General features: G+C 71.8%; 23 protein-coding genes. 9 read left to right on the top strand and 14 right to left on the bottom strand.

Going from position 1 to position 22,234, the window contains the following annotated elements; all coding sequences use genetic code 11:
• Positions 1 to 107: 107 nt before the first annotated feature.
• The 3 genes from IG54_RS0108250 (at position 108) to IG54_RS0108240 (ending at position 2,580) form a co-directional block, all read left to right on the top strand.
• Positions 108 to 1,385, top strand: coding sequence for a thymidine phosphorylase (locus IG54_RS0108250; RefSeq protein WP_030779133.1), 1,278 nt, complete (start codon positions 108 to 110; stop codon positions 1,383 to 1,385).
• Between the two features lie 163 nt (positions 1,386 to 1,548).
• Positions 1,549 to 2,133, top strand: a complete 585-nt coding sequence (locus IG54_RS0108245; protein ID WP_030779131.1) for a Uma2 family endonuclease — start codon at positions 1,549 to 1,551, stop codon at positions 2,131 to 2,133.
• Positions 2,134 to 2,199: 66 nt separating this feature from the next.
• On the top strand, positions 2,200 to 2,580 hold the full coding sequence (locus IG54_RS0108240; protein ID WP_234336062.1) for an STAS domain-containing protein: 381 nt from the start codon (positions 2,200 to 2,202) through the stop codon (positions 2,578 to 2,580).
• Here the strand turns inward: IG54_RS0108240 and IG54_RS0108235 are convergent.
• The gene (locus tag IG54_RS0108235; RefSeq protein WP_030779127.1) at positions 2,491 to 3,474 is read right to left on the bottom strand and encodes a sigma-70 family RNA polymerase sigma factor; all 984 of its coding nucleotides are present in this window, start codon (positions 3,472 to 3,474) and stop codon (positions 2,491 to 2,493) included. The two genes, IG54_RS0108240 and IG54_RS0108235, sit on opposite strands and share 90 nt — an antisense overlap.
• 172 nt (positions 3,475 to 3,646) lie before the next feature.
• Positions 3,647 to 4,933 carry an MFS transporter gene (locus tag IG54_RS0108230; protein ID WP_030779125.1) on the bottom strand — a complete coding sequence of 429 codons (1,287 nt, stop codon included), beginning with the start codon at positions 4,931 to 4,933 and terminating at the stop codon, positions 3,647 to 3,649.
• 62 nt (positions 4,934 to 4,995) lie between these two features.
• On the opposite strand from IG54_RS0108230, the gene IG54_RS0108225 reads away from it, so the two are divergent.
• Positions 4,996 to 5,973, top strand: coding sequence for a LysR family transcriptional regulator (locus tag IG54_RS0108225; RefSeq protein ID WP_030779122.1), 978 nt, complete (start codon positions 4,996 to 4,998; stop codon positions 5,971 to 5,973).
• A 48-nt stretch (positions 5,974 to 6,021) separates the two neighbouring features.
• Here the strand turns inward: IG54_RS0108225 and IG54_RS0108220 are convergent, their stop codons facing one another.
• A complete protein-coding gene (locus tag IG54_RS0108220; protein WP_030779119.1) occupies positions 6,022 to 6,786 on the bottom strand; it encodes an alpha/beta hydrolase in 765 nt (254 codons plus the stop codon).
• Between the two features lie 102 nt (positions 6,787 to 6,888).
• Here IG54_RS0108220 and IG54_RS0108215 point away from each other — a divergent pair, with 102 nt between their 5' ends.
• The gene (locus tag IG54_RS0108215; protein WP_030779114.1) at positions 6,889 to 8,058 is read left to right on the top strand and encodes an adenosine deaminase; all 1,170 of its coding nucleotides are present in this window, start codon (positions 6,889 to 6,891) and stop codon (positions 8,056 to 8,058) included.
• A gap of 150 nt (positions 8,059 to 8,208) precedes the next feature.
• Positions 8,209 to 8,616, top strand: a complete 408-nt coding sequence (locus tag IG54_RS0108210) for a hypothetical protein (protein ID WP_030779111.1) — start codon at positions 8,209 to 8,211, stop codon at positions 8,614 to 8,616.
• Positions 8,617 to 8,674: 58 nt separating this feature from the next.
• Here the strand turns inward: IG54_RS0108210 and IG54_RS0108205 are convergent, their stop codons facing one another.
• The 5 genes from IG54_RS0108205 to afsQ1 all read right to left on the bottom strand — a co-directional run bounded on the left by IG54_RS0108205 (position 8,675) and on the right by afsQ1 (position 12,431).
• Positions 8,675 to 8,875 (bottom strand): PspC domain-containing protein, encoded by a 201-nt coding sequence (locus IG54_RS0108205; RefSeq protein WP_030779108.1) that lies wholly within the window; start codon positions 8,873 to 8,875, stop codon positions 8,675 to 8,677.
• Between the two features lie 90 nt (positions 8,876 to 8,965).
• Complete coding sequence (locus tag IG54_RS0108200) at positions 8,966 to 9,514, bottom strand: VanZ family protein (RefSeq protein ID WP_030779106.1); 549 nt, start codon at positions 9,512 to 9,514, stop codon at positions 8,966 to 8,968.
• A gap of 54 nt (positions 9,515 to 9,568) precedes the next feature.
• Positions 9,569 to 10,171: a hypothetical protein gene (locus IG54_RS0108195; RefSeq protein ID WP_199809510.1), complete on the bottom strand. Its 603-nt coding sequence runs from the start codon at positions 10,169 to 10,171 to the stop codon at positions 9,569 to 9,571.
• Positions 10,168 to 11,757 carry a sensor histidine kinase gene (locus tag IG54_RS0108190; RefSeq protein WP_030779100.1) on the bottom strand — a complete coding sequence of 530 codons (1,590 nt, stop codon included), beginning with the start codon at positions 11,755 to 11,757 and terminating at the stop codon, positions 10,168 to 10,170. The genes IG54_RS0108195 and IG54_RS0108190 overlap by 4 nt, the downstream gene beginning before the upstream one ends.
• Positions 11,754 to 12,431 carry a two-component system response regulator AfsQ1 gene (gene afsQ1 / locus IG54_RS0108185; protein ID WP_030779097.1) on the bottom strand — a complete coding sequence of 226 codons (678 nt, stop codon included), beginning with the start codon at positions 12,429 to 12,431 and terminating at the stop codon, positions 11,754 to 11,756. The genes IG54_RS0108190 and afsQ1 overlap by 4 nt, the downstream gene beginning before the upstream one ends.
• Before the next feature lie 213 nt (positions 12,432 to 12,644).
• On the opposite strand from afsQ1, the gene IG54_RS0108180 reads away from it, so the two are divergent.
• Positions 12,645 to 13,385: a SigE family RNA polymerase sigma factor gene (locus IG54_RS0108180; RefSeq protein ID WP_078593851.1), complete on the top strand. Its 741-nt coding sequence runs from the start codon at positions 12,645 to 12,647 to the stop codon at positions 13,383 to 13,385.
• Positions 13,386 to 13,536: 151 nt separating this feature from the next.
• Here IG54_RS0108180 and IG54_RS0108175 read toward each other — a convergent pair whose 3' ends face one another.
• Entirely contained in the window at positions 13,537 to 14,166 is a 630-nt protein-coding gene (locus IG54_RS0108175) for a uridine kinase family protein (RefSeq protein ID WP_030779091.1), read from the bottom strand.
• Between the two features lie 140 nt (positions 14,167 to 14,306).
• Here IG54_RS0108175 and IG54_RS0108170 point away from each other — a divergent pair, with 140 nt between their 5' ends.
• Complete coding sequence (locus IG54_RS0108170; RefSeq protein WP_030779088.1) at positions 14,307 to 14,705, top strand: hypothetical protein; 399 nt, start codon at positions 14,307 to 14,309, stop codon at positions 14,703 to 14,705.
• A gap of 72 nt (positions 14,706 to 14,777) precedes the next feature.
• On the opposite strand, the gene IG54_RS0108165 is transcribed toward IG54_RS0108170, so the two are convergent.
• From IG54_RS0108165 to deoC, 3 genes are read right to left on the bottom strand one after another with little or no spacing between them, the layout of a single operon-like run.
• Positions 14,778 to 15,662, bottom strand: coding sequence for an aldehyde dehydrogenase family protein (locus IG54_RS0108165; RefSeq protein ID WP_030779085.1), 885 nt, complete (start codon positions 15,660 to 15,662; stop codon positions 14,778 to 14,780).
• Positions 15,655 to 17,091, bottom strand: a complete 1,437-nt coding sequence (locus IG54_RS0108160) for an aldehyde dehydrogenase family protein (protein ID WP_030779083.1) — start codon at positions 17,089 to 17,091, stop codon at positions 15,655 to 15,657. The genes IG54_RS0108165 and IG54_RS0108160 overlap by 8 nt, the downstream gene beginning before the upstream one ends.
• A 4-nt stretch (positions 17,092 to 17,095) precedes the next feature.
• Positions 17,096 to 18,034 carry a deoxyribose-phosphate aldolase gene (gene deoC, locus IG54_RS0108155; protein ID WP_030779081.1) on the bottom strand — a complete coding sequence of 313 codons (939 nt, stop codon included), beginning with the start codon at positions 18,032 to 18,034 and terminating at the stop codon, positions 17,096 to 17,098.
• Between the two features lie 112 nt (positions 18,035 to 18,146).
• Between deoC and IG54_RS0108150 the strand changes: the two genes are divergently transcribed.
• Positions 18,147 to 18,803, top strand: coding sequence for a PH domain-containing protein (locus IG54_RS0108150; RefSeq protein ID WP_030779079.1), 657 nt, complete (start codon positions 18,147 to 18,149; stop codon positions 18,801 to 18,803).
• Positions 18,804 to 18,818: 15 nt separating this feature from the next.
• Here the strand turns inward: IG54_RS0108150 and IG54_RS0108145 are convergent, their stop codons facing one another.
• Both IG54_RS0108145 and IG54_RS0108140 read right to left on the bottom strand, forming a co-directional pair.
• On the bottom strand, positions 18,819 to 20,009 hold the full coding sequence (locus IG54_RS0108145) for a glycosyltransferase family 39 protein (RefSeq protein WP_030779076.1): 1,191 nt from the start codon (positions 20,007 to 20,009) through the stop codon (positions 18,819 to 18,821).
• Positions 20,010 to 20,176: 167 nt separating this feature from the next.
• A complete protein-coding gene (locus IG54_RS0108140; RefSeq protein ID WP_030779073.1) occupies positions 20,177 to 21,820 on the bottom strand; it encodes a phospho-sugar mutase in 1,644 nt (547 codons plus the stop codon).
• Positions 21,821 to 22,234 lie beyond the last annotated feature (414 nt).

The raw sequence follows: 22,234 nt of genomic DNA, 5'->3' as shown, positions 1-22,234 counted from the left end.
CCCCTTGGAGATCTTGGGCGCGGGGCCACCTTCATCTCGGGGCTCTATGCGCGTAGAGTCGCCTCGTATCTACGTACGTACGTCGCTGTACTGCTGGAAGGACCGCCATGGACGTCATCTCCGTCATCCGCACCAAGCGCGACCGGGGCGAGCTGACCGATGAGCAGATCGACTGGGTCATCGACGCCTACACGCGCGGCGCGGTCGCCGACGAGCAGATGTCGGCCCTCGCGATGGCGATCCTGCTCAACGGCATGAACCGCAAGGAGATCGCCCGCTGGACCGCCGCGATGATCGCGTCGGGCGAGCGCATGGACTTCTCCTCGCTCTCCCGCCCCACCGCCGACAAGCACTCCACTGGCGGCGTCGGCGACAAGATCACGCTGCCGCTCGCCCCGCTGGTCGCCGCGTGCGGCGCGGCCGTCCCGCAGCTGTCGGGCCGCGGTCTCGGCCACACCGGCGGCACCCTGGACAAGCTGGAGGCCATCCCCGGCTGGCGCGCGCTGCTCTCCAACGAGGAGATGCTGAGCGTCCTGGACGGCGTCGGCTCGGTGATCTGCGCGGCGGGCGACGGCCTGGCCCCCGCCGACAAGAAGCTGTACGCCCTGCGTGACGTCACCGGCACGGTGGAGGCCATCCCCCTGATCGCCTCGTCCATCATGTCCAAGAAGATCGCCGAGGGCACGGGCTCGCTGGTCCTGGACGTGAAGGTCGGCACCGGCGCGTTCATGAAGAACATCGAGGACGCGCGTGAACTGGCTTCCACGATGGTGGAGCTGGGCACGGACAGCGGCGTCCGCACGGTGGCCCTGCTCACCGACATGTCGACCCCGCTCGGCCTGACGGCGGGCAACGCCCTCGAAGTCCGCGAGTCGGTCGAGGTCCTCGCGGGCGGCGGCCCGGCGGACGTCGTCGAACTGACCCTGGCGCTGGCCCGCGAAATGCTGGACGCGGCGGGCCTGAAGGACGCGGACCCGGCGAAGGCGCTGGCGGACGGCTCGGCGATGGACGTATGGCGTCGCATGATCGCGGCCCAGGGCGGCGACCCGGACGCGAAGCTGCCGGTGGCCCGGGAGCGGCACGTCGTCACGGCGCCGTCCTCCGGCGTCCTGACCCGCCTCGACGCGTACGACATCGGCGTCGCCGCCTGGCGCCTCGGCGCGGGCCGCGCGCGCAAGGAGGACGTGGTCCAGGCGGGCGCGGGCGTCGAACTCCACGCCAAGCCGGGCGACTCCGTCGAGGCGGGCGCGCCCCTGATGACCCTGCACACGGACACGCCGGAGCGGTTCGCGTACGCGCTGGAGTCGGTGGAGGGTTCGTACGACATCGCTGCCGCGGGGGCGGACTTCTCGCCGGGGGCGATTGTGCTGGACCGGATCGGCTGATCCGTCGGCCGCGGGCGCGTGTGGGCTGGCCGCGCAGTTCCCCGCGTCCCTTCGGGGCCCTCTGTGACCAGCGCTTACTCGTACGGGTGAACGGGATCGGTGGACCGCCGCCGGTCCCGTTCGGCATGCTGGGATCGGTGACGTACCGAAAGAGGAGACCGCCATGAGCGCACTCACCGTGGACCACGACCCCGGCCGGGACTGGGACGACCTCGTCCGGCTCCGGGAGGAGATGGAGTGGCCCGAGGGCAGCAAGGTGGAGATCATCGAAGGGGTCATCACCGTGTCGCCCGGTCCTGCCAATCGCCACAATCTCGTCGCACAGAAGGTGCACCGCCTTCTGTACTCCGTCCTTCCAGATGACTGGGGCGTCTTCCAGACGCTGTCCGTCGCTGTGCCGTCGAAGCTCGGAATGCTCATCCCCGACCTCGTCGTGATCCCACTGGCAGACGTCGAACCTACACAGACGCACGTTCCGGCCGGCGCCGCCGAGCTCGTCGTCGAGGTGACTTCGCCCTCCAACGCCCGACACGACCGCATCAGCAAGCCCGCCGCCTATGCCACCGCAGGCATCCCCCTCTACCTCCTCATCGACCGCTGGGCCCCCGGCGGTCCCACCATCACCCTCTACGGCGAACCCCGAGGCGACGTCTACCGCGTCCTGAGCGCCTGCAAGTTCGGTGAGCCCGTCAAGCTCCCCGAACCCTTCGATGTGGAGATCGATACCAGCGAGTTCCCCACGGACTGACGCGGGCAGGCCTCATCGCGGGCGCGATCACCGATGAGTTCCGCCCGCCGCTCCGGTCCACCCTGCGTGGCCGATTCCCGAGAGCACCTCATCCGCATCGCCGGCCCCCTGCGCGCCGCCGACATCCCGCGCCTGTGCGAGCAGGTCGCCGCCGCCCGGCACGGGCCCGGCGACGGCGCGAGGGGCGACGTGATCTGCGATGTCTCCGCCGTCACCACCGCCGACCTCACCACCGTCGACGCCATCGCCCGCCTGCACCTCGCCGCCCGAAGAGCCGGGGGCCGGATCCGGCTCAGGAATCCCGCCCCCGCCCTGCTGGCGCTGCTGGGCCTCGTCGGCCTTGTCGAACTGCTCGGGCTAGTCGTCGAGATGGAGGGGCACCCCGAACAGCGGGAACCACCGCTCGGTGTCCAGGAAGCAGTGGAAGCCGGCGATGCGTCCCTCTGAGATCTCGATGACCTGGATCGACCAGGGCATGAAGCCGCCGTTGTCGGGGTCGGGCTTGTACTGCGCGAAGCCCGGCGTGCCGTTCACATCCACCGGCAGCAGGCGGCCGTTGGCACAGGCGGCGCCCATCGTGGACATGAAGCCGGTGATGTCCGCCGTGCCGCGCAGCCACAGGTCGAACGGCGGCATCGTCATGACGGCGTCCTCGGCGAGCAGCGCGGTCAGCGCCGCCATGTCGTACCCCTCGAAGGCGGCGACATAGCGCTCCAGAAGCTTCTGCTGCTCCTCGTCCAGCGGATCGGAGACGGCCGTGTCGTCCTCCGGCCGCTCGGCGAGGGTGGCGCGGGCCCGCTGGAGCGCGCTGTTCACCGAGGCGACGGAGGTGTCGATCAGCTCGGCGACCTCGCTGGCCTTCCAGGCGAGGACCTCGCGCAGGATCAGCACCGCCCGCTGCTTGGGCGGCAGGTTCTGGAGGGCCGCGACGAAGGCCAGGCGCACCGACTCCTTGGCGACGGCCGCCTCGGCGGGGTCACCGGGCGTCGGCAGGATGCGGGCGTCGGGCATCGGCTCCAGCCAGGTGTTGTCCGGACGCGGGGTGAGCGCCGCCTGCGCCAGCGGGGCGGCGGCGGTCAGGTCCATGGGGCGGGCGCGGCGGTTGCCCGCGTTCAGCATGTCCAGGCAGACGTTCGTCGCGATTCTGTACAGCCAGGAGCGGACGCTGGAGCGGCCCTCGAACTTCTCGAAGCTGCGCCAGGCGCGCACCATCGTGTCCTGCACGGCGTCCTCGGCCTCGAAGGCCGAGCCCAGCATCCGATAGCAGTATCCGGTCAGCTCGACCCGGTACTTCTCCAGCGTGACGTCCAGATCGGTCGTCGTCCCTGCGATGTCGCTCATCCCACCCACCCCTGCGGCTTCCGAGAAGGGCCCGACAGTGAGGCCCGACACACCGGAAGCTACCGCAGCCCACTGACAACGGCCGCCGGAGTGGGAAAACCCGCAGGTGAAATCGGCGTGAGCCCGAATGCGGCAGAGGGCGAAGGCCTCAGCCGCGGCCGGGCGGAAGCCCTCAGCAGGAGCGGGCCACCAGCCCCCGGCGCCGCTCCACCCGCGCCACGTGCGAGCCCCACACGGTCACCGAGACCACACCGGTCACCGCGAGCAGGCCGAGCGCCACGGTCCCGCCCCAGCCGCCCGCGTGGAAGGCGACGGCGCCGAGCGTGCCGCCCGCGCTGGAGCCCAGGTAGTACGCGGACTGGTAGAGCGCCGACGCCTGAGCCCGCCCGGTCGTCGCCGTACGGCTCACCGACGAGGACGCGACCGCGTGCCCCGCGAAGAACCCGGCGGTGATCAGCACAAGACCCAGCAGCACCAGGACCAGCGACGCCGAGAGGGACAGCAGCAGCCCGCCCGCCGTCGTGCCCACCGCCAGGTACAGCGCCCCGCGCCGCCCGAGCCGTGCCACGAGCTTGCCCGCCGCGGCCGACGAGACCGTACCGACGAGGTAGACCAGGAAGATCGAGCCGATGACGCCCTGGGGGAGCGAGAACGGCGCCTCGGTGAGCCGGTATCCGATCACCGTGTAGACCGCGCCGAAGACGGTCATGAACAGCGCGCCGATCGCGTACAGCCTGCACAGAAGCGGGTCGGACAGATGCGTACGCACCGTGCGCGCGAGCGACTTGGGGCTGAGCGAGCCCGGCGTGAAGTGCCGCGGCGCGGGCAGCAGCGTGCGGAAGGCGACCGCGCACAGCACCGCGAGGACGCCGACGACGGCGAGCGCCGCGCGCCATCCCCAGGCCTGCGCGGCCCAGCCCGTGACGATGCGCCCGCTCATGCCGCCGATGGAGTTGCCCGCCACGAACATGCCGATCGCCCCGACCAGCGCCTTGGGCCGCACCTCCTCGGCGAGGAACGCCATCGCGGACGCCGGGAGCCCGGCGAGGGCCGCGCCCTGCACGGCGCGCAGCGCGATGAGCACCTCGACCGACGGGGCGAAGGGGACGAGGAGCCCGACCGCCACCGCGACGGTCAGGGACGCGGTCATCACCGCGCGCCGCCCGAAGCGCTCGCTGAGCGCGCTCAGCGGCAGGACGAGAAGAGCCAGTGCGCCCGTGGCCGCCGAGACCGTCCAGCTCGCCGTGCTCGCGCTCGCGCCGAAGTCGGCGGAGAGCAGCGGCAGCAGGGCCTGCGTGGAGTAGAGGAGGGCGAAGGTCGCGACGCCCGCGAGGAAGAGCGCGAAGCTCATCCGGCGGTAGCCGGGACCGCCCGGTGTCAGACGGGAATCGGCGGCGGGGGACGGCGAAGGAAGGGCGACCGCATGGGTGGCGGACGCCCCGCTACTGGCAGGAGGCATGCCACGAACGTACGACGCTCTTTTTGATGCGTCCAATGCATGGAAACGCCATAATCGTTCCCATGCCGCATCAGCAGAGGTCACAGCCGCGCCTGTCACACAACAGTGACGTGGAGGACATCGTGACGCTGCTTGCGCCACGCCTCGCGTACTTCGCCGGCGTCGCCCGCACCGAGCACGTCACGCGCGCCGCGCAGGAGATGCAGATCCCCCAGTCGACGCTCTCCCGCGCACTCGTACGTCTCGAACAGGACCTCGGCGTCGACCTGTTCGCCCGCCGCGGCCGCACCGTCTCGCTCACCCCGTCCGGCCGCACCTTCCTCGCCTCGGTCGAGCGGGCGCTCGGCGAGGTGGAGCGCGCGGCCGAGTCGGTGCGCGCCGACGCCGACCCGGCCTCGGGAAAGGTCGCCTTCGGATTCCTGCACACCATGGGCTCGGAGACCGTGCCCGGCCTCATCCGCGCCTTCCGCGCCGACCACCCCCGGGTGCGCTTCAGCCTCGTGCAGAACTACGGCGAGGCGATGCTGGAGCGCCTGCGCGCGGGCGAGCTGGACCTCTGCCTCACCTCTCCCGTGCCCGACGCCCCCGACCTGGTCGCCCGCCGCCTCGACGAGCAACGCCTGCGCCTGGTCGTGCCCGACGACCACCGCCTCGCCGCGCGTAAGCGGATCCGCCTCGCCGAGGCCGCCGACGAGGCCTTCGTGACCCTGGAGCCCGGCTACGGCCTGCGCCGCATCACGGACGACCTCTGCCAGGAGGCGGGCTTCAAGCCCCGCGTGGCCTTCGAGGGGGAGGAGGCGGAGACCCTGCGCGGCCTGGTGGCGGCGGGCCTGGGAGTGGCCCTGCTGCCCCCGCCCGCCGTACCCCGCCCGGGAGTCGTCGAACTGACGGTGACGGGCCAGCGGGCGGTACGGGAGATCGGCGTGGCCTGGCTGGGCGGCCACCCGGACACCCCGCCGGTGGCGGCGTTCAAGGAGTTCCTGCTGAGCAGAAAGGGAAAACTCCTGCCGGAAGTTGGTCATAGCCCGTCCGGCGATTGAGGACGAACTCGGCGAAGCCGGTGATCGACCGCGCCTCAAACACGGGGCTCACCGCCGAAGCGACCGCCCGAACCCAGAGGCGAGCGGCATCCGCAACCCCAAGGGTGGCGGAGCGGCCAGCGCGTCCTCCAACGGCCGGGCGAAATCCGTACCGAAGAGCGTCCCGCGTACGAAGTCCGAGGCCAGCGCCAGGACTTCACTCTGATGCTGATGGAGCCGGTGCCCATCGGAGTGCACCTCGAACCGGCACACATCACGGTTCGTCTTCTTCGCCCGCTCCGCCAGCCGGAACGACAGCTCGGGATCGGTCCGCTCGTCGTTCGTGCCGTGCACGATCAGGACCCGCCGCCCCGCGAGCTGCTTCACCGGCTCGGGCGGCGCCGCCATGTCGTCCTCGGGCAGCCAAGGGGCGATGGCCAGCACGGAGTTGACCGCGCGGTGCCCGGCCGCGCGCAGCGCCGCCCGGCCGCCCATGTCCACCCCGGCCAGGCAGACGGGGACATCGCCGTAGAGACGTACGACCTCGTCCGCCGCCCACGCCGTGTCCTCGGCGAGCCGCGCCTGCGCGCCGTTCCAGCCCCGGCAGCGGTAGCGCACGACATGCGCGGCGAGGCCGTCCGCGCGCCCGTCGTGGGCCAGCCTGCGCCCCAGCGCGCGCACCGCGCCGGCCGCCAGCGGCGAGGGTCTGCGCGTGGAGGTCTCGGCGCCGCCGGGCAGCAGAAGGGCCACGCCGCTCACCGCCGAAGGGGCCGCTTTGATCACTCGCCCGAGCCTCGGCGTGCCCGCGGGCCCCGCCGTCCCTTGCTGTGCCATGACAGAACAGTGTCAGAAGGCATGGTGTACGCCACCCGTCCGCCGGGTCACTGTTACGTATCGACCAGTGAGTTCTACGCGCGTAGGCGCTAGAGTGCCGAAATGACGAGCCAGACACACACGACCGGTCACACGGACCGTGAAACGCCCAGCGCCGAACAGATCCGCCGCGCCCCCAAGGTGCTCCTCCACGACCACCTCGACGGCGGCCTGCGCCCCGGCACGATCGTCGACCTCGCCCGCGACTGCGGCTACGAGGGACTGCCCGAGACCGACCCCGACAAGCTCGGGATCTGGTTCCGCGAGGCGGCCGACTCCGGTTCCCTGGAGCGCTATCTGGAGACCTTCGCCCACACCTGCGCGGTGATGCAGACGAAGGACGCCCTCAAGCGGGTGGCCGCCGAGTGCGCCGTGGACCTCGCCGAGGACGGTGTGGTCTACGCCGAGATCCGCTACGCCCCCGAGCAGCACCTGGAGAACGGCCTCACGCTCGAAGAGGTCGTCGAGGCGGTCAACGAAGGCTTCCGCGAGGGCGAGCGCCGCGCGAAGGCGAACGGCCACCGCATCCGCGTCGGCGCGCTGCTCACCGCCATGCGGCACGCCGCCCGCGCGCTGGAGATCGCCGAGCTGGCCAACCGCTACCGCGATCTGGGCGTCGTCGGATTCGACATCGCGGGCGCCGAGGCGGGCTTCCCTCCCACCCGCCACCTCGACGCCTTCGAGTTCCTCAAGCGCGAGAACAACCACTTCACGATCCACGCGGGTGAGGCCTTCGGCCTGCCGTCGATCTGGCAGGCCCTCCAGTGGTGCGGCGCCGACCGCCTCGGCCACGGCGTGCGCATCATCGACGACATCGAGATCGCCGACGACGGCACCGTCAAGCTCGGCCGCCTCGCGTCGTACGTACGGGACAAGCGCATCCCGCTGGAGATGTGCCCCAGCTCCAACCTCCAGACGGGCGCCGCCACCTCCTACGCCGAGCACCCCATCGGCCTCCTGCGCAAGCTGCACTTCCGTGCCACGGTGAACACCGACAACCGTCTGATGTCGGGCACCAGCATGAGCCGCGAATTCGAGCACCTGGTCGGCACGTTCGGCTACACGCTCGATGACATGCAATGGTTCACAGTCAATGCGATGAAATCAGCGTTCATTCCTTTCGATGAACGGCTGGCCATGATCAGTGATGTGATCAAGCCCGGCTATGCCGAGCTGAAGTCCGAATGGCTGTTCCGCCAGACGGTCTCGACCAGCGCGTCTGCCGGGAGCTAGCGGGTCGTATCGCGTCCTTGCGCGATGCTTCGGCGGCCGGGTTCTTCGTCACCCGGCCGCTTTTCGCTGCCCGCGAGCCGTGATCGGCGGTGTTTACGGTCGTTGAACCGCGCAGATCCCCGTCATCGAATTCGCAAGGACGCATTGAAGATGAAGCAGTCTGCTGCCAAGACCCTCGGTGTCGCCGCTCTCGGTGCCGCCTTCGCCGCCGCCGGTGCCGGCGCCGCGAACGCCGCCGCCGGTCTCCCTGACGTGACCTCGGCCCTGGGCCCGGTCAGCTCGATCCTCCCCCTGGACCAGGCTGCCAAGACGCTGCCCGCCGGCGCCCCCCAGTCGCTCGCCGCCGCGCAGGGCGCCCTGGCCGGTGGTCTCACCGCCGTGCAGCCCACCCTCGAAAAGGTGACCTCCTCCGCCACGCCGCCCGCGGCCAAGGGCGCCGCGGCCCCCGCCACCGCCGCCCCCGTCCCCGCCTCTCCGGTCGGCGAGCTGCTCGGCGGCGTGCCCCTGGGTGGCGTGCCCATGGGCGGCAGCGCCATCAACGGCCTGCCGCTCGGCTGATCCCGCCGCGCACACCGATGGGGCGCCCCTCCTTGTGGAGGGGCGCCCCATCGCGTCGTCACCAGGCGTTACGGGTCTTGCTCTCGTCCGGCAGCAGGAACCACAGGGCGAGGTAGAGCAGGAACTGCGGGCCGGGGAGCAGGCAGGACGCCACGAAGATCACGCGCATCGTGGTCGCGGACGTGCCGAAGCGCTTGGCCAGGGAGGCGCACACTCCGCCGATCATCCGGCCGTGGGTGGGGCGGGTAAGGGCGGTCATGTCGGGCTCCTTAACGAACCGTAGGGACGAGGCTCTGGGGTGTGCCTCGATGCTTTAAAGCTACGGGTACCCCATAGGAGAAACCTCGCTCTAAGGGGCGATCCCGACCCTGGGAATCGTCGGGGTCGACCCCTGAGGGGCCTCCTCCCGCAGAAGGGCCGTGACGTGCTCCGGATCCACCCGGCGACGCAGTCTGGCGCGTACCGCGGGCACCACGGCCACATGGGCGAGGGCGACCCCGAGGGTGTTCAGGAGCAGCGAGTCGATGTCGACGACCTGCCCGGGCACCCCGGTCTGGAGCAGCTCGATGCCGAGCGAGAGCAGCGCGCCGGCGGCGACCGTACGCACCAGGGAACCCCACGGCGAGACGAGGAGCCGTCCGCCGGCCAGCGGGAGCAGCACGCCGAGCGGGGCGAGCAGCAGCAGGGCCTCGCCGATCCGGCGGGTCGCCTGGAGGCCGCCGAGCGCCAGATCCGCCTTGATCCCGGCGAGCGGCCGCAGATTCGCGGCGCTCACCCAGGGAACGTCCAGCGGACGCAGCGTGATCCATCCGACGAGCAGAAGGTGCGCGACGAGGAGGAATCCTCCCGCCGCGCGGAAGCGGATGGCGGCAGTACGGCCGCCCGAGCCTTGACGCACGCCCCCCAAGACGCCAGAGGCGGCAGGATCGGTTCCGCGTCCCGCCGCGGGCCCCTACTCCACCGTCCTGGTGGGCAGCGCCACCGTGCCGGGGCGGGAGCGGACCTCGGGCGTGCAGGAGTAGCGCCGCAGCGGATCGCCCCCCGGGCCGCCCATGATCACTGTCTGGTCCTCGGCGGCCGCGGCGCTGTCGGCCAGCGTGCACACGATCTGCGCGAGCGCGAACGCCGACAGGTCCTCGGGCGGCGTACTGAACCGCAGCGTGTCCTCCGGGTCGCCGCCGGCGGGACCGGAGACCCGTACGCCACCGCGTACGTCCGTGGCGAGGCCCGCCTGCTTCTCGGACTCCGAGGGCGGTGCGGCCAGCTCGTCGAGGAGGGCCTGGGCGATGCGCACCCGGTCGGTGGCCGCCTTGTCCTCGTCGACCCGCACGGTACGGTCGACGGCCACCAGCTGGGCCGCGCACACCAGGAAGACCTCGACGGGCACCCCGCTGCCCGACTGCGAGGCGATGGCGGAGCCCGACATCACGCACGGCACCCGCGACGGCGCGGGCCCGAAGTCGGTGGGCACCTCCGTCGACCTGATCCCGCACCCGGCGAGCGCGGCGGCGAGCACCGCGGTGGCCGCCGCGGCCCGGATCCGACGCCCCTTCACGCCTGGCCCCCCTCGACACGGTCCTCGCTACCGTCCTCGTCACCGCCCGCGTCCCGCGCGCAGTCCTCCCCGTCGCTCTCGCTGTCGCACGGCAGCCACAGCGTGAAGACGGCGCCGCCCTTGGGGCAGTTGGCCGCGGAGATGTCACCGCCGTGGATGTGCGCGTTCTCCAGGGCGATGGAAAGCCCCAGGCCGCTGCCCTCGGACCGCGGCCGGGACGCGCTCGCCTTGTAGAAGCGGTCGAAGACGTGCGGCAGGACGTCCTCGGGGATGCCGGGGCCGTGATCGCGTACGGAGATGACGAGCTTCGCGTCCTCCAGCCGCACCGAGACCTTCACCGGGGAGCCGCCGTGCTTGAGGGCGTTGCCGATGAGGTTGGCCAGGATGACGTCCAGGCGGCGCGGGTCGAGCCGGGCGGTGATGCCGCGCTCGGCGTCCAGCTCCACCGCGTCCAGCCAGGCGCGCGCGTCGATGCAGGCGGTGATCTGGTCGGCGATGTCGACGTCGTCCAGGACGAGCCGCGCGGTGCCCGCGTCGAAGCGGGTGACCTCCATGAGGTTCTCCACGAGATCGCCCAGGCGGCGCGTCTCGCTCACCACGAGCCGTACGGCGGGCTCGATCATCGGGTCGACGGAACCGGTCTCCGCGTCCAGCTCCTCCTCCAGGACCTCGGTCACCGCGGTGATCGCCGTCAACGGCGTACGCAGCTCGTGCGACATATCGGCGACGAACCGCCGGGACGCCTCCTCGCGGGCGCTCATGTCGGCGACCTTCTTCTCCAGGTTCTCGGCGGTCCTGTTGAACGTCCGCGAGAGATCGGCGAGTTCGTCGGTGCCGGACACCCGCAGGCGCGTGTCGAGCTTGCCCTCGCCGAGCCTGCGCGCGGCGACGCCGAGGCGGTGCACGGGTTTGAGTACGGTCGTCGCGGCGGCCTGCGCGAGCAGCGCGGAGCCGATCAGCGCCAGACCGGTGGCGATGGCGAGGGACCAGCCCAGCGAACTGAGGTCCTTGGCCTCCGGTTCGAGGGACTTGAGCATGTAGCCCGTCGGGCCGCCGCCGATCACCGTGGCGCCGCCGACCAGGTACGGGGTCCCGTGGTCGACGGTCCGCTGCCAGAACAGGTGGTAGGGGCTGTCGTTGCCGGAGTTGAGCTGCTGCTTCTCGGTGACGGCTTTTTGCAGCGAGCCCGGCACCTTGGCGAAGGTGAACGCGTCCAGGTCGGAGTAGCCGACGATCCGGCCGCCGCCCTCCTTCTCGGCGACCAGGAGCACGCTGTAGCCCTGGCTGCTGTTGGCCATCTGCCCGGCGGCCGACTGGAGTTCCTCCTGCGTCGGGTTGGCGCGCAGCGCGCCCGCGCGGGTCTGCATCTGCTGCCGGAAGTCCTTGAGCGCCGCGTCCTGGGCGCGCGTCAGCACGGCCTCGCGGTTGAGCCAGTACGCGATGCCGGACGCCGAGACGGCGGCGGTGAGCGCCACGAGGGCGAAGACCAGTACGAGCCTCAGACGCAGGCTCGTGAAGCGCAGTCCCGCCAGAAGGGCCTTGCGTGCCGCGGGCAGGCCGCGGAGCTTGTCCTGCGCTTTGGTCACTGAGGAGTGTCCAGCCGGTAGCCGACCCCGCGCACCGTGCGGATCAGCGTGGGCGACGAGGGGACGTCCTCGACCTTGGCGCGCAGCCGCTGCACACAGGCGTCGACGAGCCGCGAGTCGCCGAGGTAGTCGTGCTCCCAGACGAGCCGCAGCAACTGCTGCCGGGACAGGGCCTGTCCGGGCCTGCGGCTCAGCTCCAGGAGCAGCCGCAGCTCGGTCGGTGTGAGCTGGAGGTCCTCGCCGTTCTTCGTCACGGTCATCGCGGCCCGGTCGATGACGAGCGAACCGAACGTCGCCGCGTCGTTGGCCTCCCGCTCGCCGCGCCGCAGCACGGCCCTGATCCGGGCGTCGAGCACGCGCCCCTGCACGGGTTTGACCACATAGTCGTCGGCGCCGGACTCCAGGCCCACCACCACGTCGATGTCGTCGCTGCGCGCGGTCAGCAAAATGATGGGCAGTTGGTCGGTGCGCCGGATGCGACGGCACACCTCGAACCCGTCGATGCCCGGCAGCATCACGTCCAGCACGATCAGGTCGGGCCGCTGCTCACCGAGCAGTTTCAGACCGTCCTCGCCGGTGGCAGCAGTGGCCACCCGGTGCCCCTGGCGCGTCAGCGAAAGCTCCAGGGCCGTCCGGATGGCGTCGTCGTCCTCGATCAGCAACAGGGAAGGCACGGAGGTCATTCTGTCCCATGCCAGGCCGCACTTCGACTGCTGGAGCGCTCCCACACCGCACCCTCACGCACGGAAGGGGCGCGGGGCCCCTGTGACAGGCCTGTGACAGTCGGCGGACACCGCCATGAAGTGGCTCGGGCAGAGTTCTGGTCACACGCAAGAAGCACGGAAGCAAGACGGAACAGGCCGGACTCCACCGACGGGGGGCGCGAGATGAATACGCTGCACAGCACCAGCTCAAGCGCAGTTGTCACGCGTCTCCACGACGTCGGGCGGGGATCTGAGAGGTCCGGTGCCGTGAGCGGGCGGGGGTGCGCTCGCGGCACCGGGCGTCAGCACACCACGTACATGACGGTGGTTGACGCGCCGCACGGGGGAAGCGCGTACGGGGAGGGCTCGGGGGAGCGGAAGTCCCTGCCGGAGGCGGTGAACGCCGAAGCGGCGTTCACCGCCTACGTCCAGGAACGCCGCGCCTCTCTGTACGCGACGGCATACCACCTGACCGGCGACCGCTTCGAGGCGGAGGACCTGCTCCAGAGCGCCCTCTTCTCGACGTACCGCGCCTGGGACAGGATCAGCGACAAGGCCGCGGTGGGGGGCTACCTCCGCCGCACCATGACGAACCTGCACATCAGCGCGTGGCGCCGCCGCAAGCTGAACGAGTACCCGACCGAGGAACTGCCGGAGACGGTGGGCGACACGGACGCGATGCGCGGCACGGAGCTGCGCGCCGTCCTGTGGCAGGCCCTGGCCCGGCTGCCCGAACTCCAGCGCACGATGCTGGTCCTTCGCTACTACGAGGGCCGCACCGACCCGGAGATCGCGGACATCCTCGACATCAGCGTGGGCACGGTGAAGTCCAGCATCTGGCGCTCGCTGCGCCGGCTGCGCGAGGACGACGTCCTCAGCTTCGGCCGTGACCAGGAGGAGTCCTTCGGCGAGTTGGTCGCCTGAGGATCGGGGGGGGGAAACACGGGGGCCGCCGCTCCGGGGGGACGCGGCGGAAGCACGGGGGAAAGCACGGGGGAAAAGCAGCGGGACCGGTAGGCCGGGGGGGCCTGTCCGGTCCTTCTGTTTGTTCGGCAGGGGTCGGCGCGCGTCGGCGTCAGCGCGCAGCCGCGACACGCCGCCCGGCCGCGGCGGAGGCCACCCGCCCCAACGCCTCCTCGGCCCCGCAGGGATGCGCCCCGAGCCCGGCCTGCCGCGCCACGATGGCACGCTCCGCACGCATGAGCCGCCACCCCCTCCGCAGGAGGAACGGCACGGACTTGCGCCCCTCCCGCAGATCCCGGAGCAGCCGCCGCCGGAAGGTGGTGGAAGGCCGCCCCCGCAGACAGATCGCGTCGGCGAGCACGCCGATCTCCCGGCACCGCTCCACGATGTCCGCCGCGAAGATGCCCTCCGCGATGAACACGGGTGTCCGCTCGATGTCCAGGGCCGTCCGCCCCACACGCGCGCTGGTCGCGATGTCGTACACCGGGACGCTCGTACGCCCGGTGCGGCACAGTTCCTCGATCGCGGCGACCGCCACTTCCGCGTCCCAGGACGCGGGCGAGTCCCAGTCGATGTCCGAACTGCCCGGGACCAGCGGCAACGTAGGGTCGCCTGCTTCTTTGTAGAAGTCGTCCAGGCACAGTACGGGCAGCCCGGACCGGGCGGCGAAGGACGACTTGCCCGAGCCTGAGGGGCCGCAGAGCAGCACGACGCGGGCGGGTATCGGGGGATGGGGGCTCACGAGAGAACAGTGTGCGGCATCGCGCCGCGCGGACACCCCCCGCGGGTCGGCTTTGGTGGCCACGTCACACGTCAACTACGCTACGTGCTCGCTCGATTACGCACGATGCACACCATGACGCACGGATATGGGCGGTACTCATGACACGACACACGGCCTCCAGGTCACCCCGTCCCGGCTCCCGCGCACTGCTGCGCGCCGGTCTCGCCCTCACCGTGGCGGGCGCCGCGCTCGGCGCGGGCAGCACGAGCGCGGCGGCGGTCCCCACGCCGCTCGGCGACGTCGACGGGGCCTCCGCGGTGCAGGCGCTCGCGGGCGCGGCGCGCAGCGCGACGGCGGGCGGACTCAACCCCGCCAGGACCCTTCAGCTGGACCCCCTGGCGAACACCAGCGTGGACCCGCTCAACAACTCGCTCGGCACGCAGGTGGCGGACTTCAAGCCGCTCACCACGGCCGTGGCCACCGGACCGCTCGCCCGGGGGGCCTCCCTGGACGACCTGCCGGTGGTGGGCCCGGCGACGGGCCTGCTGGCGGGCTAGACGAAGCCCCGGCCTCCTGGACGGCGGAGGCCGGGGCTTCGTCGGGGAGATGGCCGGGGGGACTCGCGCCCGCTAGTAGGCCGAGCCCGAGGCGCCGAGCGAGCCCGTGGGGTGCCAGACCGTCTTGGTCTCCAGGAAGGCCGTCAGGCGGTGCGTGCCGGGGTCGGCGGAGAAATCCACAGGCTGTGGACGCAGTACGCGCTTGAGGTTGTCCGCGGCGGCGATCTCCAGGTCGCGGGCGAGGTCCGCGTCCGCGCCCGTCAGGTCGATCGCGTTGACGTCCTGGTGCGCGGCGAGCGGGGCGGCGATCTCGGCGGTCCTGCCGGTGAGGAGGTTGACCACACCGCCGGGGACGTCCGAGGTCGCCAGGACCTCGCCCAGCGAGAGCGCCGGGAGCGGGGCCTTCTCGGAGGCGATCACGACGGCCGTGTTGCCCGTCGCGATCACCGGGGCGAGCACGGAGACCAGGCCGAGGAACGACGACTCCTGCGGCGCGAGCACCGCGACGACGCCCGTCGGCTCCGGGGTCGAGAGGTTGAAGTACGGTCCGGCGACCGGGTTCGCACCGCCCACGACCTGGGCGATCTTGTCCGTCCAGCCCGCGTACCAGACCCAGCGGTCGATGGCCGCGTCCACGACCGCGGCGGCCTTGGACTTCGAGAGGCCCTCGGCGTCGGCGACCTCGCGCACGAACTGGTCGCGGCGGCCCTCCAGCATCTCGGCGATGCGGTAGAGGATCTGCCCGCGGTTGTACGCGGTCGCGCCCGACCAGCCGCCGAACGCCTTGCGGGCCGCCACGACCGCGTCACGCGCGTCCTTGCGGGACGAGAGGGGGGCGTTCGCCAGCCACCTGCCCTTTGCGTCGGTCACTTCGTACACCCGGCCGCTCTCGGAACGCGGGAACTTCCCGCCGACGTACAGCTTGTAGGTCTTGAAGACAGTGAGTCGCTCAGACATCGAGGTACGCCTCCAGGCCGTGGCGGCCGCCCTCGCGGCCGAAGCCCGACTCCTTGTAACCGCCGAACGGCGAGGTCGGATCGAACTTGTTGAATGTGTTGGCCCAGACGACACCGGCCCGGAGCTTGTTCGCGACCGCGAGGATGCGCGAGCCCTTCTCCGTCCAGATGCCGGCGGAGAGGCCGTACTGGGTGTTGTTGGCCTTGGCGACGGCTTCGTCCGGCGTACGGAAGCTGAGCACGGACAGGACCGGGCCGAAGATCTCGTCGCGGGCGACGGTGTGCGCCTGCGTGACGTTCGTGAAGAGCGTCGGCGCGAACCAGTAGCCCGACGTGGGCAGTTCGCACGGGGCCGACCAGCGCTCGGCGCCCTCGGCCTCACCCGTCTCGGCGAGCGCGGTGATGCGGGCCAGCTGCTCGGCGGAGTTGATCGCGCCGATGTCCGTGTTCTTGTCGAGCGGGTCGCCGAGGCGCAGCGTCGACAGTCGGCGCTTGAGCGAGTCGAGCAGCTCGTCCTGGATCGACTCCTGAACGAGCAGGCGCGAACCGGCGCAGCAGACCTGGCCCTGGTTGAAGAAGATGCCCGTGACGATGCCCTCGACGGCCTGGTCGATGGGGGCGTCGTCGAAGACGATGTTCGCGCCCTTGCCGCCCAGTTCGAGCGTGACCTTCTTGTCCGTGCCCGCGACCTGGCGGGCGATGGCCTTGCCGACGGCCGTGGAGCCGGTGAAGGCGACCTTGTTCACGTCCGGGTGGGCGGTCAGGGCCGCGCCCGCGTCGCCGTAGCCGGGAAGGATGTTGACGACGCCCTTGGGCAGGCCCGCCTGGCGGCAGATGTCCGCGAAGAAGAGGGCGGACAGCGGGGTCGTCTCGGCGGGCTTCAGGACGACCGTGTTGCCGGTCGCGAGCGCCGGGGCGATCTTCCAGGCCAGCATCAGGAGCGGGAAGTTCCAGGGGATGACCTGGCCCGCGACACCGAGGGGGGCGGGGTTCGGGCCGTACCCGGCGTGGTCGAGCTTGTCGGCCCAGCCCGCGTAGTAGAAGAAGTGCGCGGCGACCAGGGGGAGGTCCGCGTCGCGGGTCTCCTTGATCGGCTTGCCGTTGTCCAGGGTCTCCAGGACGGCCAGCTCGCGGCTGCGCTCCTGGATGATCCGGGCGATGCGGAAGAGGTACTTGGCGCGCTCGGCGCCCGGCAGCGCCGACCACTTCTCGAAGGCCTTGCGGGCGGCCTTCACCGCGCGGTCGACGTCCTCGGAGGAGGCCTGCGCGACCTCGGAGAGGACCTCCTCGGTGGACGGGGAGACCGTCTTGAAGACCTTGCCGTCGGCGGCCTCGGTGAACTCGCCGTCGATGAACAGGCCGTAGCTCGGCGCGATGTCGACGACGGAGCGGGACTCGGGCGCCGGCGCGTACTCGAAGGGGGAAGTCATCGGATCAGTCCACCGTCACGTAGTCGGGGCCGGAGTAGCGGCCGGTGGCCAGCTTCTGGCGCTGCATCAGCAGGTCGTTGAGGAGGGACGAGGCGCCGAAGCGGAACCAGTGGTTGTCCAGCCAGTCGGGGCCCGCCGTCTCGTTCACCAGGACGAGGAACTTCACCGCGTCCTTCGTCGAGCGGATGCCGCCCGCGGGCTTCACGCCGATCTGCACGCCGGTCTGCGCGCGGAAGTCGCGGACGGCCTCCAGCATCAGCAGGGTGTTGGACGGGGTGGCGTTGACGCCGACCTTGCCGGTCGAGGTCTTGATGAAGTCGGCGCCGGCGATCATGCCGATCCAGCTGGCGCGCTTGATGTTGTCGTACGTGGACAGCTCGCCCGTCTCGAAGATGACCTTCAGGCGGGCGGTGCCGCAGGCCTCCTTCACGGCGCGGATCTGCTCGTACACCGTCATGTAGTCCCCGGAGAGGAAGGCTCCCCGGTCGATGACCATGTCGATCTCGTCGGCGCCGGCGGCCACGGCCTCGCGCACGTCGCCGAGCTTCACCTCGATCGCGGCGCGGCCCGCGGGGAAGGCGGTCGCGACGGAGGCGACCTTCACGCCGCTGCCCGCGACGGCCTCCTTGGCGGTGGCGACCATGTCCGGATAGACGCAGACGGCCGCGGTACGCGGCGCGCCTCGGTCCGTGGGGTCCGGGTTGACGGCCTTCGCGCCGAGCGCCCGGACCTTGCCCGGGGTGTCGGCGCCCTCCAGCGTCGTCAGGTCGATCATCGAGATGGCCAGGTCGATGGCGTACGCCTTCGCCGTGGTCTTGATCGAACGGGTACCGAGCGAGGCGGCACGCGCCTCCAGGCCGACCGCGTCGACGCCGGGCAGTCCGTGAAGGAAGCGGCGGAGCGTGCTGTCGGACGCTGTCACGTCAGCGAATGCAGTGGACATGGTCACGAGGGGAGCATATCTACGCGCGTAGCTGCTGTACAGGGGTGGGGGCAGGGGTGGGGGCAGGGGTGGGGGCCGGGGCCCCGCGCGGGGCTTCAGGCAGAATCAGGGTATGAGCGACCCTCAGAAGCACCGGGGTACGAGCGAGCCCCTCGCGGCGGAGCCCGCGTACAAGGACCGCACCTTCCGGTCCCCCGCCGGTATCGCCGGTGGCGTCCTGCTGCTCGCCCTGGGCGCCTGGCTCGGCATCGACGCCGTCATCCGGGGCGAGGGCCGCACCCCGTGGATCGCGCTCGCCGGGCTGCTCGTCGCGGTGCCGCTGGTCGTCGCGTTCACCGTGCGGCCCGCCGTCTACGCCAACGACGACCGGCTGCGGATCCGCAACCCCTTCCGGACCATCACCCTGCCGTGGGCGTCCGTCGCGACCCTGCGCTCCGGCTACTCGAACGAGGCCCTCACCCGGACCGGCGCCAAGTACCAGCTCTGGGCCATCCCCGTCTCCCTGCGCGGCCGCAAGAAGGCGGCGCGCAGGCAGTCGCAGGCCGCCGCCTCCGGTGACCCGACGGGCGGCCGCCCCTTCCTCGACCCCCACGCCCCGCCCCCGCGCTCCACCGGCGACCAGTCCATGGACGAACTGCGCGACCTCGCCGAGCAGCACGCCACCGCCGAGTCCGCGCAGGGCGAGGCCGTGGTGCGGTGGGCCTACGAGATCATCGCGCCCTGCGCCGCGGGGGCCGTGCTCCTCGCGGTGTTGCTCGCGGTGACGTGACCTGACGGCCCCGCTCTACGGAGGGCCGTGCCACCCCAGCAGCATGTGCCCGCCGAACGCGGCCGAGCCGAGCGCCGCCGCCGTCAGCACCGTCACCAGCACCGGCGTCCTCGCCCGCGCCAGCGCCACGGCGAGCGGCAGCAGCAGGGGAAAGCCGGGCAGCAGGAAACGGGCCCGGGGGAAGTAGACGCCGCTGCTGCCGAGCACGATCAGCAGGAGCAGTCCGGTGAAGACCAGCAGGGGGAGCGGCTGGCGGTCGATTGCCGAAAGCACGTAGAGGACGACCGAGCCCAGCAGGACTGCCGTCACCATCGCGTAGAACAGCGCGGGCCGCTCGGTCATGAACAGCGCCTGCATGCGCCGGACCGTCTCGACACCGCCGTCCCACTTGTTGTGCCACAGCTTCTGTACGGCGAAATAGCCGTCCCAGCGGCCGAGGCGCAGGCCGACCCAGGCGACGTACGCCAGCCAGCCGAGGGGCGCGATGAGGGCGCCCAGGAGCGGACGCGGGGCGTAGGACCGCCGTAGGGAGAGCAGCGCCGTCAGGGACACGGCCGCGGCGAGCGCCACCCCCGTGGGCCGGGTGAGCCCCGCCAGCGCGGCCAGCGAGCCCGCCCACAGCCAGCGGCCGCTCAGCACCGCGTACAGCGACCATGCGCAGAGCGCCGTGAACAGGGACTCCGTGTAGCCCATCCACTGCACCAGGGCCACCGGCAGGCTGCCCCACAGGACCGCGAGGACGACCCCGGCGCGGCGCCCGTACAGCCGATCGCCCACCGCGAAGATCCCCCATGCCGCGAGCAGCGAGGCGGCCACCGAGACCGACAGGCCCGCCGCGCCGCGCGGCAGCCAGGGCAGCAGGGCGTCGCCCGCCCTGATGAGCAGCGGGTACAGCGGGAAGAAGGCGAGATTGTTCCCGTCGATCCGGGTGCCCAGCTCGTGGGCGTAACCGTTTTGGGCGATCCGTAGGTACCAGTCGCAGTCCCAGGACGCCATGAGCAGATGCCGGACGCCGCGGCGCTCGCCGTGCGCCCAGGGGACGAAGACCAGCAGGCCGAGCGTGCGTACGGCCGCGTACGCGAGCACGGCCGGGGAGGCGTGCCGCAGGGCACGGGCCGCGCGGTGGCGCAGGCCGGGGGAGGGTCGGGCCGCGGTGGGAGGACGCCGGGACGCGGGGACCCTGGACGGGGCGGCGGTCGGGGGAATTGGTCCGTACGGCACTGCGGCGGCTCCCGGAACGTACGTGATCGTGCGCTACCGGTCGAACCTTCCTGGGGGACCGGCAGCACACCGTGCCGCTGCGGCAGCCGCAGGAGTGGAATCACTCGGACGGGTGGCCCTTTGGCAGGGCCACCCGTCCGAGGGGACAGGAGTCAGATGCCCGCGGCCGCCGACAGGTCGCGCTTGATCGTGGCGAGCATGTCGGTGGCCTTGGCGCGCGCCGCGGGGAGGTCCGCCTTGGACGACACCGGGACCACCACCTCCAGGTAGCACTTGAGCTTCGGCTCCGTGCCGCTCGGGCGCACGATGACGCGGGCGCCGTCGAGCGTGTAGCGCAGGCCGTCCGTGGGCGGCAGCCTGTCCGTGCCCCGCGTCAGGTCCTCCGCCCGCGTCACGGGCAGGCCCGCGAGTTGGGCCGGGGGCTGCTCGCGCAGGCGGCGCATGGCGTCCGCGATCAGGGACAGGTCCTCCACGCGGACCGACAGCTGGTCGGTGGCGTGCAGGCCGTGCTCCAGGGCGAGGTCGTCCAGGAGGTCGAGGAAGGTGCGGCCCTGCTCCTTCAGCTCGGAGGCCAGCTCCGTGAGGACGAGCGCGGCGGTGATGCCGTCCTTGTCGCGTACGCCCTCGGGGTCCACGCAGTAGCCGAGCGCCTCCTCGTAGCCGTAGCGCAGGCCGTCGACGCGGGCGATCCACTTGAAGCCCGTCAGCGTCTCCTCGTACGGAAGACCCGCCTTCTCGGCGATCCGGCCGAGGAGGGAGGAGGAGACGATCGACTCGGCGAAGGTGCCCTGTGCTCCGCGCCTGACGAGGTGCGTGGCGAGCAGCGCCCCCACCTCGTCGCCCCGGAGCATCCGCCAGTCGGCGCCGTCCTTGACCGCGGCGGCGCAGCGGTCCGCGTCCGGGTCGTTGGCGATGATCAGGTCGGGGGCGGGGCTGGTGCGGGCCGCGGTCGCGAAGGCCAGGTCCATCGCGCCCGGCTCCTCCGGGTTCGGGAACGCGACCGTCGGGAAGTCCGGGTCCGGCTCGGCCTGCTCGGCGACGAGGATGGGGGCGGGGAAGCCGGCGCGCTCGAAGGCCGCGAGGAGGGTGTCCTTGCCGACGCCGTGCATGGCCGTGTAGACGGCGCGGGCGGTGCGGGGGGACTCCGGGGCCAGGACGGCGTCCGTGCGGGCCAGGTAGGCCTCCAGGACGTCGTCACCGAGGATCTCCCAGCCGCTCTCGGGGCGGGGCACGTCGTGCAGGCTCGCGATCGCGTCGATCTCGGCGGCGATCTCCGCGTCGGCGGGCGGCACGATCTGGGAGCCGTCGCCGAGGTAGACCTTGTAGCCGTTGTCGCGCGGCGGGTTGTGGCTCGCCGTGACCTCCACGCCCGCCACCGCGCCGAGGTGCCGTATGGCGAAGGCGAGGACGGGGGTCGGCAGGGGGCGGGGGAGCACGGCCGCGCGGAGCCCGGCGCCGGTCATCACGGCCGCGGTGTCGCGGGCGAAGTCGGCGGACTTGTGGCGGGCGTCGTAACCGATGACGACGAGGCCGTCGGTCCGGCCCTTGCCCTTGAGGTACGCGGCGAGTCCGGCGGCGGCGCGGATGACCACGGAGCGGTTCATGCGCATGGGGCCCGCGCCCAGCTCGCCGCGGAGTCCGGCGGTGCCGAACTGGAGCGTGCCGGCGAAACGGGCGGTCAGCTCGGCGGTGTCCTCGGCGTCGACGAGCTTGGCCAGCTCTTCGCGGGTCTCGGGGTCCGGGTCCTCGGCCAGCCAGGCCTGGGCTCGCGCGATGAGTTCGGAGTTGTCCTGCACGGGGTCGTCAGCCTCTCGTTGCGGCGTCGCTTGAGCGGGGTCTGGAGTGGTTGTACCCCGGGTATGTCTACCCGGGTCGTTTTTGGGAGTGCGGGACGAGGGTGGGGTGGAGCCGGGCGGCTGTGCCCCCGGGGTGCCTACCCGGTTTGTTTTGGGGCGGGGCCGCGCCGGTATGTCCGTCCTCGCCATCTCGGTGCGGGCGCTCATCTGCTGTTGCCCGGGGCGGCAGGCAACGTGCTCCGGGCGGACATACCGGCACGTCCCCTCGCGTTTCGATCCGGGGTGCGGGTGCGTGGGGGGGCCACCCCACCCCTCGGTGCGAGGTAATCGGGCCTCGCCCCGGCCTCCTACCCCGCCCACCCGGTACGGGGTAAACGGACCCCGCCCCGGCCCCCTACCCCGCCCACCCGGTAC

The organism is Streptomyces sp. NRRL S-920 (assembly GCF_000717945.1).
Taxonomy (GTDB): Bacteria; Actinomycetota; Actinomycetes; order Streptomycetales; family Streptomycetaceae; genus Streptomyces; species Streptomyces alboniger.
This window is presented reverse-complemented; position numbering and strand designations above follow the sequence as displayed.